The sequence below is a fragment of the Arthrobacter sp. TmtSoilC51 genome (genome assembly GCF_055388015.1).
Genome location: NZ_AP035877.1, coordinates 572,580 through 587,955, shown reverse-complemented (window position 1 = coordinate 587,955; position 15,376 = coordinate 572,580). Strand labels below are relative to the sequence as shown.

Below are 15,376 nucleotides of genomic sequence, written 5' to 3'. Positions count from 1 at the left end.
GGTTCTGGCTATAGTGCACCAAATTCCGCACCTTAGTGACCTTCTTGTGGGACAATTTGGAGTTATGACCACAGATTCGACACTTCGGTTCGGTGCGCAGACAGACGAAGTCACGAGCTTGCTCCGCATCGTCAACCTCGTGCGCACGGGAGAAGCAACAACCCGTCCCGAAATTGGCCGCGTTACTGGCCTGGGCCGGGGCGTAGTGACGCAACGAGTGGACCAAGCGATCCAGATGGGGTTCCTTGGTGACGGTGAATTCGGCGCTTCGTCGGGAGGCCGCGCACCGAGGACCCTGCGCTTCCGCTCGGAGCAAGGACGAATCGTCGTGTGCGCCCTCGGCGCCCTGCACATCAGGGTGGGCTACGCGGAGCTGGACGGAGACATCATCGACCAGAGACACCGCGAGTGGGACATTGCGCGCGGACCGGCGGAGACGTTGAAGGCCGCGATGGAGCTCCTGGATGACCTCCTTGGAAATGCCGCGGAACTGCCTGTCTGGTCTGTAGTTGTGGGCGTTCCCGGCCCCGTCGACTTCGAGAGCGGGCAGCCGGTGGCGCCGCCCATCATGCCGGGCTGGAATGGTTCGGACATCCGCACCCCCTTCGAGGAACGCTTTGATGCTCCAGTCTGGGTGGACAACGACGTCAACCTGCTGGCTTTGGGTGAACGGGCGCGTAGGCGCGACGCATACGCCGACCTCATCTATTGCAAGATCGGGTCGGGGATCGGTGCCGGGCTGCTCTCGCAGGGACGTATCCACCGGGGTGCCAACGGTGCGGCCGGCGACATCGGGCATGTCCGTGTTCCGGACTCGGACGCACTCTGCCGATGCGGAAAGGTCGGCTGCCTGGAAGCCGTCGCCGGAGGCTGGGCATTGATCCGCGATGCGGAACTTGCCATCAAGGAAGGCGCCACGGGTCCACTTGCCACATCTGTTGAGAAAGGACAACCCCTCTCGCCCGAGGGCATCGCACTCGCAGCCATCAGCGGCGACGCGCTGGCAGTGCGCTTGCTTCAGCGCTCGGCACGGGTTGTGGGTGAATCAATCGCCGCCCTGGTCAACATGTTCAACCCCGGGATCATTGTGATCGGCGGGGCGATGGCGTCCGCCGGCGAGGTGTACCTCGCTGAAGTGCGGCAACGCGTTTACGAACTGTCCCTGCCACTCGCCACCAGGGACCTGCGGATCCTCTTGTCCGTGAACGACGAACGCGAACCACTGCGGGGCGGCGCGGAGCTGGCGCGCGAACAGCTCTTTGAGGCCACATTCCCGCGCTGGTTTGCCCAGGGCAAGCCGGGTCCGATCAAAACCCTGGCGTCGCGTTAGGCAACCCCAGGCCATAGACTTCTTCCTGATTATGACTTAAGCATGTATCTTCGGATCATAAGTCGAGTCACGAAGGAGTGTCCCACGATGCCCCAAACCATTAAGGGGCGGCTTGTGAAAAAGTGAAATATCCGACGCTAAGGTTTTGCCGGGCGACGTAGCGGCCTGTATTTGCCGGGTTTGAGGTGGTTGTGGGGGGCCAGGTGTAGTCGCCGGTGAGGTTGATGTGTTCCCATCCCAGAGGCGAGAGGAACCGTAGGAGGCCGGGACGATGTCATCGCCGTTGCTAGTCCGAGTGGCGCCAGCGCGCTGACTATCTCGGCCTGCTACGGACTGCGGTGCATGCCCGCGACCTCGTCGCCGCGGTCCGGTCCGCCAGTTCTCGCACGATTCTTCGCCCGGCGCCGGCGAACACCCTCATGCTCAGCACTCCCTTATTGTTCAACCGATCGTCGTCGTGTCGATGACGAAGCGGTATCGGACGTCGGAGGCGAGAACACGCTCGTAGGCTTCGTTTACGTACTCGGCGGGGATAACCTCGACCTCGGCTCCGATGCCGTGCTCGGCGCAGAAGTCGAGCATCTCCTGGGTCTCGCGGATCCCGCCGATGACCGAGCCCGCGAGGACCTTGCTGCCGCGCAGGAGACTGAAGACGTCCACGGCGAGGGGCTCGCCCGGCGCGCCGACGCTCACGAACGCCCCACGCGGGGTGAGTAGGCCGAGATAGTCGTCGAGGCTGATCGCGGCACTGACGGTGTTGAGGACGAGGTCGAACGTGCCAGCGAGGTTCGCGAAGGTTTGCTCATCGCTCGTCGCGCAAAAGTGGGCTGCCCCGAGGCGCAGTCCATCCTCGCGTTTCTTGAGCGACTGCGAGAGAACGGTGATCTCAGCGCCCATAGCGTGGGCGATCCGGACCGCGACATGGCCGAGACCGCCGAGACCGATGACTGCGACCTTTTTCCCCGGCCCGGCACCCCAGCGGCGCAGGGGCGAGTACGTCGTGATGCCGGCGCACAGCAGGGGCGCGGCCTCGGCAAGGCCGAGGGCCTCCGGAATGGCCACCGTGAAGTCCTCGGTGACCACAATATGGGTCGAGTAGCCGCCCTGGGTGATAGTGCCGTCACGGTCCACGGACCCGTAGGTGCCCACGCCGCGGCTGCAGTGCTGCTCCTGGCCGGCGAGGCATGCGGCGCATTCACGGCACGAGTCGACGAGACAGCCGACGCCAACCCGGTCGCCCACTGTACGTGTGGTCACCCCATCGCCCACAGCAGCCACAACGCCGGCAATCTCGTGGCCAGGCGTGAGGGGGTACCGTTTGATGCCCCAGTCGCCGCGGACGGCGTGGATGTCGGAGTGGCAGATACCCGAGTACCTGATCTCGATAAGCAGGTCATGCGGGCCGAGCCCGCGCCGTTGGAGGATGGTTGACTCAAGGGGTGACTCGGCGTCTAGTGCGGCGAGAGCCGGGATGGTATGCATGGTGTTCCTGGGGTGGCTTGCGGGTGTCTGTCAGTTGTCGTAGTGCTGGTAGACCTAGGCGATGGCCCTCCACGTTCCATCCTGTCTAAGCATGGTGATGAAGTCCGCGATAACGGGCGTCGTATTCGGCGGGGGCGACGGGCTTGATGTTGCGGGACATGGTTTCTCCTTTGTTTCTGCGTGAGCTGGTCGGTGGGGTATCAGGGGTAGAGACCGCGGGTCCTGTGGGCGTCGGCCACGCGTTCGACGGCGGTAACGGTCGCCGCCTCGCGCAGGGTCAGCGCGCGTGCCGCGGCGGCCTCGAGCAGTTGGTCCCAGGCCGTGAGCATGCGGCGCTCGAGACGCTCTCCAACCTCGGCGGCGCTCCACCAGTAGGCCTGGTTCGACTGGACCCATTCGAAGTAGGACACGATCACGCCGCCGGCGTTGGCGAGGATGTCGGGGACCACTAGCACACCGCGTTCGGTGAGTATGGTGTCCGCCGCTGAGGTTGTGGGGCCGTTGGCTCCTTCGACGACGATGCTGGCGCGGATTGCGTCGGCGTTGCCCTCGTGCAGGACGCCCTCGACGGCGGCCGGGACCAGGAGGTCGACGTCGAGCTCGAGGAGTTCCTCCCCGCCGATCTTCTCGGCCCCGCCGAAGCCCACGACTGAGCCGTTTGTTGCGACGTGGGCGTTCAGCGCTGGGATGTTGATTCCGGAGTTGGAGTGTATCGCGCCGTATTGGTCCGAGACGGCGATGACCATGACTCCGGCCTCGGCGAGGAGGAGGGCCGTTCCGGCCCCAACTTTGCCGAAGCCCTGCACGGCGGCTGTGCACCGCGAGTGCGTCAGTCGGCGGTGCTTCAGGGCTGCGAGGGCGATGTGCACGACGCCGGCTGAGGTTGCCGAGGCTCGGCCGAGGGAGCCGCCGAGGGCGACCGGCTTGCCCGTCACGACCCCGGGTACGGTGTATCCGTTGGCCACCGAGTAGGTGTCCATCATCCACGCCATGGTCTGTTCGTCGGTGCCGATGTCGGGGGCGGGGATGTCCCGCTCGGGCCCGATGATGGGCAGGATCTCTGACGTGTAGCGGCGCGTGACCCGTTCGAGCTCCGCGGTGGAGTAACGGCGGGGGTCGATGGTGATGCCGCCCTTGGCGCCGCCGTAGGGGACGTCGAGTAGCGCGCATTTCCAGGTCATCCACATGGCCAGGGCGCGGACTTCGTCCAGGTCCACGGCGGGGCTGTACCTTAGGCCTCCTTTGGCCGGGCCGCGTGAGAAGTTGTGCTGGACCCGGTGTCCGGTCAGGACCTCGGTGGTGCCGTTGTCCCGGCGCAACGGGATAGCCACGCTCATCTCGCGCCGTGGCCGGGCGAGCATTGCGTGCAGCCCCTCGTCATAGCCGAGGTGCCGCACCGCGGCTTCGAGCTGGGTTTGGGCATCGTGTAAAGGCCCGCCCGCCGTAGCCTGGGGGCGGCCGAGCATGGCAGCGCTTGGGGCGGGAGTGGGATTGAGTAGGTGCGTCATTGGACTTCCTCGGGGGTCGGGACTAGAGCTGGATGCCGGTGTATTTGGTCTCGAGGTACGCCTCGAGACCTTCAGCGCCGCCTTCGCGTCCAAGGCCGGAAGCCTTGGTGCCGCCAAAGGGGGCCGCGGGATTGCTGACGACCCCCCGGTTGATCCCGGTCATGCCGGCATCGATCGCGTCGGCGACCCGCAACGCGCGGGTCAGGTCCTTCGTGAAGACGTATGACGCGAGTCCGTACGGGGTGCCGTTCGCCTCGCGGATAGCCGCTTCCTCGGTCGCGAACTCGTAGACCGCGGCGACGGGGCCGAAGATCTCCTCATCGCGGATCTCGGCGTCAGCCGGGATCGCGGTGAGCACCGTGGGCGGGTAGAAAAACCCGGGTCCGGCCGGGCGGGTCCCGCCGGTGAGGAGTGTGGCGCCCTTGGCGACGGCGTCGTCCACGAGGGAGGCAACCTTCGCCGCCTGTTTGGCGTCCACCAGCGCACCGAGCTCGACGCCGGATTCCGCGCCGTCGCCCATGGTCGTTGCGGCCATCCGCTCGGTGAAGCGGCGGATGAATTCGGTGGCGATGCCGGACTGGACGTAGATGCGGTTGGCGGCGATGCAGGACTGGCCGCCGTTGCGCAGCTTGGCCACCATGGCACCTTCGACCGCCTGGTCCAGGTCCGCGTCGTCGAACACGATGAACGGGGCATTCCCGCCGAGTTCCATCGACGTGTTCATTATGTTCTGCGCAGCCTGGGCCAGCAGTGCGCGGCCAACCTGAGTCGAGCCTGTGAAGGAGAGCTTCCGGGCCCGCGGATCGGCCATAATTGCACCCACGACCCCGCGGGAGTCGTTCGTCGTGACGACGTTGACGACGCCGGCGGGCAACCCGGCCTCCTCGAGCACCTTCGCGAGGAGCAGGCTCGTCAGCGGGGTCAGCTCGGCGGGCTTGAGCACCGTAGTGCAGCCGGCCGCGAGGGCTGGTGCGATCTTCCGCGCACCCATTGCCAGCGGGAAGTTCCACGGCGTGATCAGCAGTGCCGGGCCGACCGGCCGCTTCGAGACCGCGAGGCGGTACTGGCCGCCGGGCTCGACGCCGAACTGTCCCTCGAGGTGGAGCCGGTTCGCGGACTCCGCGAACCACCGGAAGAAGCCGGCGCCGTAGTCGACCTCGACCTGGGCCTCGGCCCAGGTCTTGCCCATCTCGGCGGTGATGAGCGCCGCGAACTCGTCACGCCGGGTGAGGATGGCCCGGTAGGTGGCGTCGAGGAGGTCGGCCCGGTCACGGGCCGGGGTTGCCGCCCAGGCGTCCTGGGCCGTGCATGCGGCATCGAGCGCGGCGAGCCCGTCCTCGACGGTCGCGTTGGGGACCTCCGCGATCGCAGCCTCGGTGGCCGGGTTGGACACGGTGAGCAGTCCTCCGACCGAGGCGCGGACCCACGAGCCGCCGATCAGCATGGAGCCCTCCGGGAATCCCAGGGCCGGCTTCGATGGTGGGGCGTTGAGTGTCATGTTTTCCATGGGGATGATCCTTTAGGACGCGTCGGTCAGACGGGCCGTGAGCCAGCGGCGGAAGCGGTCCCCGTGGACCACGGGGTCGATGAGCAGGAGGGGTGTGCCGGGCTCATTGCCGGGTTCGGTGCGGGCGTGGATGAACCACGGCCCGTCTTCGGCGTGGGCCTGTTTGAGGGCCAGAGCCAGCTCCTCGGTGTTCTGTGCGCGCAGGACCTTCAGGTCGACCGACTCGGCGAAGCGGCCGAGGTCGATCGTGACCGCCTGGGTCGGGATGCTCGCTGTGGACGCGTACACGCCGTTGTCCAGCAGGAGGACCACGAGGTTCTTCTGTGCCAGAAATCCGGCGGTAATGGCTGCGCCCGGGTTCATCAGGAGCGATCCATCGCCTTCGACGACCACGGCGCGGGACACCGGGGTGCCCTCGATGGCCTGAGCCAGGCCCGTGCCGACTGAGATGGCCAGGCCCATCGCGTCCAGGAGGTAGAGGTGGCTGTCGCGGTCGGCCACCGAGGCCAGCTCGCGGCTGGTCGCGGCACACGTTGCCACGACAGGGATATCGGGCGTGGACTCGACGAGGACCTCGAGTGCTTTGATGCGTTTCATGCCTTTGCCTTTGCGTCTTTGGGGTCGAAGAATTCCATGAGGACCACGACGGGTCGGAACGTCATGCGGGCGTGGTTGCCGGCCTCCTTGATGGTCGCGCCCCAGTCCTCGGGCGGGTTGCGGCGGTCGACGTGGAACACCGGGATGTTCGTGACGCGCAGCAGCTCCGGCACGGGCGCCGAGATCGAGTGGATCATCGAGTTGTACTCGCCGAGCCCGCCGCGGGTGTTGGCCACGATGAGCAGGGGCAGGTGGTAAGAGACTGCGAAGGTTGTCAGGGCGGTCAGGGCGTTGCCGAAGCCGTTGTCCTGCATCACGATGACGCCGAACTTGTCCGCGAACGGGTAGGCGCCGACGACGCCGATGGCTTCCTCTTCCCGGGAGACAGGATAGACAAGCGGTACGCGCCCTTCTTCGGATGCGGCAACGAGGCCGTTGATGATCGGGGCGATGCTTGCGCTCGGCACGTAGGCGATGCCGGCGGGGGCGAGCCCGACGATCGCGTCCACCACTTCGGTATGGCGGTCTTGAGTCACGGTTGTCATGAGGGGTTCCTTCGTTTGTGCATGGTGGGATTCGGATGCCGAGTGGATGATTTCACCAAACCGGATTTGGCCAGGCGCTTTTTTCGCGGGTCGTCCCGCACGGCACGTCGGGGTGTACTTCAGCGGTGACAGGTTTCAACGGGATTTCAATATCAACCCGATCTCGAGTGTGGACGGCAACAGAGCGTTCCAGCGTCGTTTCGGTTGCAGGCACGGGCTGAGTGCGTTTGCGCATCATCGTTCCTGGCTGGAGACTGCGGCCATGATGCGTCGCAAGCCTTCTTTTAGATCGTCGATGCCACAGGCGTAGGAGATCCTGAGAGACTGGCTGCCGCCGTCGATATCGAACGCTGTACCCGGTACGACGGCGACGTGCTTCTCCTCGAGAATCTTCAAGGCCAGCTCATGCGCCGTGCCGAGCGCTTCGGGGAAGGACAGGTAAAGGTAGAAGGCACCATTCGGGGCGGCGTAGCTGAAAACGTTCTGTTGGGAGAGGATTTCCAGTGCAGCAGCCCGGCGGCGCTCAAATTCCTGGCGCATCTCTTCCCGTTCACCGTCGGCGCTGTTCAATGCAGCGGCGCCACCGATCTGGGGAAACGTGGGCGGGCACGTGGTGGTGAACTGGCGGACGCGCAGTGCGGGCCGTACCAGGTCCCGGGGGCCACCGAGCCAGCCGAGGCGCCAGCCGTCCATGGCCCAGGACTTGGCGAAGCCGCCAATGATCAGGGTCCGTTCCTTGAGGTCAGCTACCGCGGCCGGGGAGAGGTGCCGGGTGCCGCCGTAGACAAGTTCGCCGTAGATCTCGTCTGAAAGGATGATCGCATTCGTTCCGCGGACGATGTCGGCGATCTCTTCGAGGAGGGCTTGGTCAAGGACCGCACCGGTGGGGTTGTGCGGGGTGCACAGCACCACCATCCGGGTCCTCTCGGTGATCGCGCCCCGCAGCGCAGCCGGGTCCACTTTGTATTCGGTGTCCAGGGTCAGCGGAAGCAGAACGGGCGCAGCGCCGGCGAGGCGGGCGCAGGCTTCGTAGGCAGGCCAGGCCGGCACGGGGATGACTACCTCGTCGCCGGGACCGCAGAACGCCAGAATCGAGAGGAGGACGGCCTCGTTGGCCCCGATGGTGACCAGGACTTCGTCCTCGGCGCTGTATTCGAGACCTTGGCTGCGCTGCAGGTACTCGGAGATTGCGGCACGAAGGACGGGCAGGCCCGCGTTGGGTCCGTAATGGACCAGGCCGTCGGCGAGGGCTTTTGCCGTCGCGTCTTTGATCACTTCCGGGGTGTCGAAGTCTGGCCTGCCGATCTCGAAGTGGATGACCGCGTGGCCAGCCTTCTCGATCTGCACGGCACGGTCGAAGATCTCACGGATGGCCGAGGGGCGGACTTCGGAAAGACGGTCCGCCGGACGGGCGAGGTTGATGATCGTGGTCATGGTTTTATGCTTTCTGAGGCTCGAGTGCGGATGTGCGGGCGATGAGTCGTCCGGCCTCGGCGGCCAAGGCCGAGAAGACTTGCACTCGGAGCTCTGTGACGGGGACGGTGGCTTCGGGGTGCCACTGGATTCCAAGGACCCATGCAGCATCGTCCGTTTCGATGGCCTCGACGAGGCCATCGTCCGCGCGAGCGGAAATGCGTAGACCGGCACCCAAAGTTTCGACCGCTTGGTGGTGCCAGGAGGCGACCGGAATCCCGGTCGCGCCACCGAACGCGGCCGACGCTCGCGAACCCGGCACCAGGCTGACCTCGTGGATGGAGAAGTCCACGCTCCGTCCCTCGGCCTTAATTGAGTGTTTGAGCGCGCTGGGAACAAGGTCGACGTACAGAGTGCCGCCAAACGCGACGTTAATGAGCTGCATGCCACGGCAGATCCCCAGGACCGGCAAGCCGTTGTCGAGCCCGTAGCGGAGCACAGCCAAGTCGAGGCGGTCCTGCGCGGGGTTTACGCCGAACAGGGTCGGCTCATCGGCCGGGCCGCCGTACAGGAACGGGTCCACGTCGCCGCCGCCGGGAAGGACAAACCCCTCGCACATACTGAGGGATTCCTCGACACCTCCCGTGTCGTCCAAGCCAATCACTACCGGCTCGGCGCCGGCTTCACAGATGAGGCCCACGACCGCATCGAAGACTACTTGCGCTGCTTCCATGCGGGAATCTGAGGCGCCGCATGCGGCAGAAGAGAGAAGGGCTGGAATGCCGATTCTCGGAGAAGGCTGGTCGGTCACGACAGTGGACTCCTGGGCAGTGGGACAGGTGCGGAGGCGCGGAGGCGTAATAATCCTCCCCACACGAAGCAAATAGGTATTAGGTATGCACCTCATACCATTGATTCAATGGTGACTCTGCTCACCCGCTCCTGTCAAGGGGGAAACTCAGCAGATCGGGCCGGGGCTCCAGGTGCACATCGCCGGGTTCCACCGGCTACCGTTGGTCGGCGACTGAACCACGATTCGGTTGGATATGTTGTCAGCGGAAGCCGGGCGCGTCAGCGCTAAGCAGATTGACCGTGTCTTTGACCATCGCCAGCCCAGCACCAGTGGGGCTGGAACGTCCTCCGCGTACAGTAATGTCACCTGCATCAGGACAGTGGAAGGTCATGGCCTTTTCGGGACCGAAGATATGAAAGAGAGGATCGCTGGGCGCGACCGGTTCCAACCGCACCGAGACCTTCATCGGAATGTCTACCGACGCGGTCGCAACGGCGCGGAGCCTATAGCCTGAACGCGCGGACGCTGTCGCGAGCTGTGCAGTAGCCTCGTCGATCGTATCGGTTTCGACATCGATCTTGGAAACGTCCCACCCCCACAGCAGTCCGGCGATCAGCCGTGACTTTGTGGCTGCGTCGGAACCGGTGAGATCGGCGCTCATATCGGCTTCTGCAATTTGGAGTCGTTGGGCTTCCCGGGTAGCCTCCTCAAGGCTCTCCCCACCCGCGATTCGGTCCAATATGAAAGTTGATGTTCCGTTCGGACAGGCGCGTATCGATTGACAGCCGAGCCCATGAACACCGATGCGAGCCAGATCCGCCAAGGGTAGAGCAGCACCGGTGGCCCCCGAGATCCGGATTTGACTCTTTCCAATCCGCGCTGCTACCTCTAATTCTCGCCAGTGAGTAAGGAGGTGACTTTTCGTCGCTGTCACGAGGTGCACACCATTGTGTAGGGCGGATATTGCCTCGTGAACTGCGCGCTGACTGGCTTCGCTGGAGGATGGGAGGGCTTGCACAAGTATTGAAGCACCAGTTTGTTTGAGGAAATCTTCGATAGGAGTGAGCGGTTTCCAGTGGGTGCGTGCGGGCAGTCTGGCAGCCGGGGCTAGCCTGGTCTCGGTCTCGTGACCTCGGACACCCGCGACATACACATCGCGATGGTGATGTCGTTGGATCTTCTGGAAGAACCGTTGACCCACAGGACCAAACCCTGAGAGAACGATCGGCAGCTGCAACGAGGGCGCAGACAATGGCATGCTCCTTTCCTTCTGGTATTGGCCGGCAAGACGTTCGTGCGCGCCGGTCCGGCGGGTGGCTTGGCTATTCCGGCAGGGGTTTGCGTGCCGTCTCCGGCAGGAAGATGTAAAACACCAGCGAGATGGACACCAGCAGCGCCACGTACCAGCCGAACAACTCGGAGTTGCCCCATTGCGAAAACATTGTCCCCAGGAGCGGTGCGGTGCCACCAAATATTGCCACGGTCAGCGAGTAAGGAAAACCGATGCCAGCGGCCCGGACGTGGGTTGGAATCATTTCGGCATTGATCGCGGCAGAGATTGCCGTGAAACCGCTGAGCACCAGCATGCCCAGCATCATGACACCCAAAGCAAGCCAGAAGCCTGACTTCGAGACGAGATGCAGCCCCGGCACGATGCCGACGATGAAGATCGTTGCGAAGCCGATCAGCAGCGGTTTGCGCCCGATCTTGTCCGAAAGCATCCCGACGGCCGGTTGAATCACCATGAGGAACACCAGCGAGATCGTCGACATTATCAACAGGTCGCCCTGGCTTAGGGAGCCGTTGGCCACCGCGTAGGTGGGCAGGTAGGTTGTCCAGGTGTAATAAGTAATGGTGCCGGCGATAGTGATGCCAACGACCAGCAGTGATTGCTTGGGGTACTTTATTAGCGCCTCAAAGAGTCGGGCACGCTTGGCCTTGTCCGCTTCGACGAACGTTTCCTCGGCGCCGCGGCGGACCCATACCCCGACCAGGCTCAGCACCGCACCCAAGATGAACGCGATACGCCAGCCCCACGAGCTCATGTCCGCTTTGTCCAGGTTGAGTACAAGCGCCGCAGCAACCGCGGAGGCAATCAGTTTGCCGAATGTGGAGGAGACGTATTGGAAGGAGGAGAAGAATCCCCGGTGGTTTGCCGGTGCTGATTCAACGAGGAATACTGTGTTCGCAGCGTACTCGCCGCCTACTGAAAGCCCGGAGATGAGCCGGCCGATTACCAATATGACCGGCGACCAGATGCCCACGGCGTCATACGTAGGTGTTAGCCCAACGATCAGACTGCCCAGACCCATGGTCAGAATGGTCAGTGAAAGGGTGCTCTTGCGACCAATTTTATCTGCCACATTCCCCAGGATCAGTCCCCCGATCGGCCGGAGCAAGAAGCCGACGGCGAACACGGCGAAGGCTTCGAGCAAGGATGTTGCCGGATCGGATGAATTGAAAATCTGTCCGGAGAAATTTATGGCCAAGAAGCCGTAGATATACCAGTCATACCATTCCACGGCGTTGCCGACCCCTGCGGCTGCAATCTGCCGAAAGGCGCTGCCGGTTCCGTTTCTTCTGACGATTGTGTTTGTTGCCATTGGGTTTTCCTTCATTCCTGTTCGCCCTGTGCTGCTTCGCCGCTCGGGCTAATTCAGCCCACGGTGATGAACGTCTACGCCGGAGTCCGGATCTCAAGAGGATGTAGGTCTGGGGATTGTTTGCTTTGCGGGGTCCGATGTCGGTCGGCTGGGGTGAGTTGGGCAAGGCGGGTGGAAGCTAGCTCCGTGTACAATGCGGCACCGTCTGAGAGAACCCCATCATCGAAGATGGCGAAAGGCGAATGGTTGAATGCTGCAGCGGCGAAGTCGACGCCCGCCGGCGATGCGCCGAGGCCGATGAAGGCGCCCGGAACTGCCTCAAGTACCCGGGAGAAGTCCTCGGAGGCACTCATGGAATGCGATAGTCGAACGCCCCGTTCAGGCCCGAAGAGTTCGGTGATGATTCGCTCGGCGTTGAGGTTCTCATCCGTGTCGTTGATCGTTGCGGGATAGCGGGCCCGGTACTCGACGTCAACGTCCAGGCCGTGAGCGGCGGCGATGCCTGACAGCAGACGGGGTATCGCTTGTTGTATCCGGTCCCGCGAGGCGTCCGAGAAAGTTCTGACAGTAGCCTCGAAGTAGGCTGTGTCCGGGATAATACTCACCGCAGTTCCTGCCCGGAGGACACCCACGCTCACCACCACGGGGTCGAACGCATCAAACTGGCGGGTGACCATGACCTGGAGGGCGGTAACCATTTCCGTGACGGCTGCGACGGGATCTTTCGCCTTATGAGGCGTTGAGCCGTGGCCGCCTGCTCCTTGAACCGTGCCAATAAGCTGATCCGACGCGGACATGATGATACCCGGCTTCGTCAGGAATCGACCGTGTTCTGTCAGACCGGAAAATACGTGCAGGCCATATGCGGCATCCGCTCGCTTGCCTGCGAGGTCCAGTATTCCTTCGTCAATCATGATGCCAGCGCCGTTGCATGCTTCTTCCCCGGGCTGAAACATGAAGACCACGTCCCCTGCCAAGCGATGCTGACGTTCGGCCAGCAACCGCGCAGCACCCACAAGCATGGCTGTGTGCAGGTCATGGCCGCAGGCATGCATGGTCCCGTCAATCCGGGAGGTGAAATCCACCCCTGTGCGCTCCTGCACAGGTAGGGCATCCATGTCGGCCCGCAGCAGAACAACGGGACGGTCTGTGTCAGCGGAACCATGGGCGGTGCCCCGGAGTACGGCCCCGACTGAGGTGATGCTCCTTCCGAGCGTTATCTCCAGCGGAAGGCCATCCAAAGCCCGGATGACCTTTTCCTGAGTGCGGGGCAGGTGGAGCCCAATTTCGGGCTCTTGATGCAGCTCATGTCGGAATCGAATAAGTTCAGCTTCCAAATCATGAGCGTCAATAACTACCGACACAAAGTCCTCCTGCGTAGAATCTCAATAGTTGTCCCCAAGTGTGCATCCTGCATGCGTACTGCGACTCAAAGATGGGGAAAAATGCGTTCGAAGCATGAATCCAATCATTTAAATGCGGAGGGAAGGAATCTATGCAGGTCTCCGAAGAGGACCTCACCCTAATCCATGCGCTGCAAATAGCTCCGCGGGTGAGCTGGTCCGACGCAGCGGAGATCCTGGCGTCCCATCCCGCAACCCTTGCCGCGCGGTGGGATCGCCTTCATCAGGCCGGCCTGGCGTGGGTAACGGCCAGTCCGATCAGCAGGAGAATGGAAATGTCGCTTTCCTTCTTCGACGTTGAATGTGCGCTTGACCGACGTGCGGCCGTCACTGCGGCAGTGTGCGCCATCCCGGAAGTAGTCTCGGTGACGGAGTCGTCCCGAAACCGTGACCTTATCCTGACCGTCCAAACCCCTTCGCTGGCAGACTTGGGGAAGACTGTCGCCCCCCGGCTCGCTGACATCGCTGGCTTGACCAAGTACCAAATTTCCCTGTGCACACGACTTCATGCTGAAGCCCAGTCGTGGCAGCTAAACGTTCTCAACAGACGGCAGCGAGCCGATCTGGAAGGCCTGAGGCCGTCGTCCACATCGGAAGCTCCAGCTTCTTGGCCTGCAGACTACTGGAAAACAGTGCAGATCCTGGCCCGCGACGGAAGGGCCACAGCTGTCGACATTGCCAAACAAACCGGGGTTCACCCCACCACCGCCAGCCGCCGGCTGAACCGCATTCTCACAAGTAACTTGCTGTCCTTCCGCTGTGAAGTGGCGCAGCATTACTCCGGCTATCCCGTCTGCTGCCAGTGGTTCGCGAACGTGCCGGCCGGAGAGCATCTGAGCGCCGCCGAGGCGCTTATGACCTTCCCCAACCTCAGGCTTTGCGCCTCCACCACAGGCACAACAAACCTCACCTTCGTGATGTGGCTGAAATCCGTCGCGGAGATCCTGTCCTTTGAACTCCTCATCACGCAACGGATTCCGAGCATTCAACTGGTGGAGAGTACTGTCGCCCTTAACTTCCCCAAGCGGGTGGGGTGGCTTCTGGACGCCGAGGGGAGGTCCACAGGTGACGTCATCCTTCCATTCCTGCCCGCCTGACCTGCCGGGGCAAACCCTAGTCCTGCCCGCAATGGAAGAACTAGGTGTGGACTGGCCCCGGGAGATGCCCTAGGTGTAGTTCCCAGGGAGGTTGTGAACGCGGCTGATGGGGGTTTTGCCTCCGATGCCGGTATGGGTTCTGTGCTGATTGTAGTGGTATAGCCAGTCCGGGTAGGTGGCAGCGCGCTCGGCTTCTGAAACGTAGGGGCGGGCGTAGGCCCATTCGGTGGCGAGGGTGCGGTTGAAGCCTTCGATCTTGCCGTTGGTCTGTGGCCGGTAGGGCCGGGAGCGTCGGTGTTTGATGTGCGGGCCCAGGGCCGCGGCGAAGGCCCGGGAGCGGTAGCCCGATCCGTTGTCGGTCAGCACGGCTTTGACGGTAATTCCGTGCGCGGCGAAGAATGCGACGGCTCGCAGCCCGAAGGCGGATGCGGTCTCTTTTGTCTCGTCATTGAGGATTTCGGAGTACGCCAAACGGGAGTGGTCATCGACCGCGTGGTACAGGTAGGCGTAACCGGTTCCCGCCCTGCGGTTGCGTCGACCCTTCGCCCGTCCGAGGGCGCGGTGTCCACCGCCGTCGGGGATGCGCCCGAGCTTCTTGATGTCCACGTGGATCAGGTCCCCGGGGTTCTCGTGCTCGTAGCGTTGTGGTGCGGGTTTGCGAACCGGCAGGCCGGTGCCTTGGTCGAGGCAGGCCAGCCGGGGCATCCGGTACCGGGTCAGGACCTTGCCGACGGTGGAGCGGGCCAGGTGCAGGCGCGCCGCGATGCGATGGGGTCCCCACCGGCGGCTGAAACGCAGTGCTACGATCCGCCGCTCGGTCCGGACACAGGTGCGGTTAGGGCTCCGGCGCGGGCGCGAGGATGCGTCCGCCATTGCGGCATCACCGCAGGCGCGATACCGTTCCGTCCACTTCTTCGCGGTCGCCGGTGAGCATTGGAAGCGTTCCGCGGCCCGGCGCAGTGGCCAGCCTTCCTCGAGGACCAGGCGGGCGAGTTTCCCTCTTGCCTTGGGTGTGAGGTCGGCGTTGGCATGGGTAACGTAGGACACGAGAGCCTCCTGGGCATCGAGATGAGTGTGGTAACCCAAATCGATACCGGA

13 protein-coding genes are annotated in these 15,376 nt (G+C 63.6%); 2 read left to right on the top strand and 11 right to left on the bottom strand.

The genetic code is table 11. The annotated features are described in order from the left end of the window. The first annotated feature begins 64 nt into the window (after positions 1 to 64). Positions 65 to 1,330, top strand: coding sequence for an ROK family protein (locus tag ACZ5G6_RS02865; protein ID WP_498689259.1), 1,266 nt, complete (start codon positions 65 to 67; stop codon positions 1,328 to 1,330). Between the two features lie 441 nt (positions 1,331 to 1,771). Here ACZ5G6_RS02865 and ACZ5G6_RS02860 read toward each other — a convergent pair whose 3' ends face one another. From ACZ5G6_RS02860 to ACZ5G6_RS02815, 10 genes are all read right to left on the bottom strand, one after another. Next, positions 1,772 to 2,812, bottom strand: a complete 1,041-nt coding sequence (locus ACZ5G6_RS02860; protein ID WP_498689257.1) for an NAD(P)-dependent alcohol dehydrogenase — start codon at positions 2,810 to 2,812, stop codon at positions 1,772 to 1,774. Positions 2,813 to 3,012: 200 nt separating this feature from the next. After that, a complete protein-coding gene (locus tag ACZ5G6_RS02855; RefSeq protein WP_498691729.1) occupies positions 3,013 to 4,278 on the bottom strand; it encodes a Glu/Leu/Phe/Val family dehydrogenase in 1,266 nt (421 codons plus the stop codon). Between the two features lie 64 nt (positions 4,279 to 4,342). Further along, on the bottom strand, positions 4,343 to 5,827 hold the full coding sequence (locus ACZ5G6_RS02850; protein ID WP_498689255.1) for an NAD-dependent succinate-semialdehyde dehydrogenase: 1,485 nt from the start codon (positions 5,825 to 5,827) through the stop codon (positions 4,343 to 4,345). Between the two features lie 12 nt (positions 5,828 to 5,839). Next, positions 5,840 to 6,424: a thiamine pyrophosphate-dependent enzyme gene (locus tag ACZ5G6_RS02845; RefSeq protein ID WP_498689254.1), complete on the bottom strand. Its 585-nt coding sequence runs from the start codon at positions 6,422 to 6,424 to the stop codon at positions 5,840 to 5,842. After that, positions 6,421 to 6,969 carry a thiamine pyrophosphate-binding protein gene (locus ACZ5G6_RS02840; protein WP_498689252.1) on the bottom strand — a complete coding sequence of 183 codons (549 nt, stop codon included), beginning with the start codon at positions 6,967 to 6,969 and terminating at the stop codon, positions 6,421 to 6,423. The genes ACZ5G6_RS02845 and ACZ5G6_RS02840 overlap by 4 nt, the downstream gene beginning before the upstream one ends. A gap of 234 nt (positions 6,970 to 7,203) precedes the next feature. Further along, complete coding sequence (locus ACZ5G6_RS02835) at positions 7,204 to 8,403, bottom strand: pyridoxal phosphate-dependent aminotransferase (RefSeq protein ID WP_498689250.1); 1,200 nt, start codon at positions 8,401 to 8,403, stop codon at positions 7,204 to 7,206. Between the two features lie 4 nt (positions 8,404 to 8,407). Further along, entirely contained in the window at positions 8,408 to 9,193 is a 786-nt protein-coding gene (locus tag ACZ5G6_RS02830) for a gamma-glutamyl-gamma-aminobutyrate hydrolase family protein (RefSeq protein ID WP_498689248.1), read from the bottom strand. 241 nt (positions 9,194 to 9,434) lie between these two features. Beyond that, positions 9,435 to 10,433 (bottom strand): hypothetical protein, encoded by a 999-nt coding sequence (locus tag ACZ5G6_RS02825; RefSeq protein ID WP_498689246.1) that lies wholly within the window; start codon positions 10,431 to 10,433, stop codon positions 9,435 to 9,437. A gap of 64 nt (positions 10,434 to 10,497) precedes the next feature. Beyond that, the gene (locus ACZ5G6_RS02820) at positions 10,498 to 11,793 is read right to left on the bottom strand and encodes an MFS transporter (RefSeq protein WP_498689244.1); all 1,296 of its coding nucleotides are present in this window, start codon (positions 11,791 to 11,793) and stop codon (positions 10,498 to 10,500) included. Between the two features lie 59 nt (positions 11,794 to 11,852). Next, positions 11,853 to 13,142: a M20 metallopeptidase family protein gene (locus tag ACZ5G6_RS02815; RefSeq protein WP_498689243.1), complete on the bottom strand. Its 1,290-nt coding sequence runs from the start codon at positions 13,140 to 13,142 to the stop codon at positions 11,853 to 11,855. Positions 13,143 to 13,273: 131 nt separating this feature from the next. Between ACZ5G6_RS02815 and ACZ5G6_RS02810 the strand changes: the two genes are divergently transcribed. After that, the gene (locus tag ACZ5G6_RS02810) at positions 13,274 to 14,278 is read left to right on the top strand and encodes an Lrp/AsnC family transcriptional regulator (RefSeq protein WP_498689241.1); all 1,005 of its coding nucleotides are present in this window, start codon (positions 13,274 to 13,276) and stop codon (positions 14,276 to 14,278) included. A 69-nt stretch (positions 14,279 to 14,347) separates the two neighbouring features. Here the strand turns inward: ACZ5G6_RS02810 and ACZ5G6_RS02805 are convergent, their stop codons facing one another. After that, positions 14,348 to 15,325: an IS481 family transposase gene (locus ACZ5G6_RS02805; protein WP_498689239.1), complete on the bottom strand. Its 978-nt coding sequence runs from the start codon at positions 15,323 to 15,325 to the stop codon at positions 14,348 to 14,350. Positions 15,326 to 15,376: the final 51 nt, after the last annotated feature.

Excerpts from the sequence above, each read along its gene's own strand:
- ACZ5G6_RS02835 (WP_498689250.1), bottom strand. The coding sequence starts at position 8,403 with ATGACCACGATCATCAACCTCGCCCGTCCGGCGGACCGTCTTTCCGAA.
- ACZ5G6_RS02810 (WP_498689241.1), top strand. The coding sequence starts at position 13,274 with ATGCAGGTCTCCGAAGAGGACCTCACCCTAATCCATGCGCTGCAAATA.
- ACZ5G6_RS02865 (WP_498689259.1), top strand. The coding sequence starts at position 65 with ATGACCACAGATTCGACACTTCGGTTCGGTGCGCAGACAGACGAAGTC.
- ACZ5G6_RS02855 (WP_498691729.1), bottom strand. The coding sequence starts at position 4,278 with ATGCTCGGCCGCCCCCAGGCTACGGCGGGCGGGCCTTTACACGATGCC.
- ACZ5G6_RS02840 (WP_498689252.1), bottom strand. The coding sequence starts at position 6,969 with ATGACAACCGTGACTCAAGACCGCCATACCGAAGTGGTGGACGCGATC.
- ACZ5G6_RS02850 (WP_498689255.1), bottom strand. The coding sequence starts at position 5,827 with ATGGAAAACATGACACTCAACGCCCCACCATCGAAGCCGGCCCTGGGA.
- ACZ5G6_RS02845 (WP_498689254.1), bottom strand. The coding sequence starts at position 6,424 with ATGAAACGCATCAAAGCACTCGAGGTCCTCGTCGAGTCCACGCCCGAT.
- ACZ5G6_RS02825 (WP_498689246.1), bottom strand. The coding sequence starts at position 10,433 with ATGCCATTGTCTGCGCCCTCGTTGCAGCTGCCGATCGTTCTCTCAGGG.
- ACZ5G6_RS02820 (WP_498689244.1), bottom strand. The coding sequence starts at position 11,793 with ATGAAGGAAAACCCAATGGCAACAAACACAATCGTCAGAAGAAACGGA.
- ACZ5G6_RS02860 (WP_498689257.1), bottom strand. The coding sequence starts at position 2,812 with ATGCATACCATCCCGGCTCTCGCCGCACTAGACGCCGAGTCACCCCTT.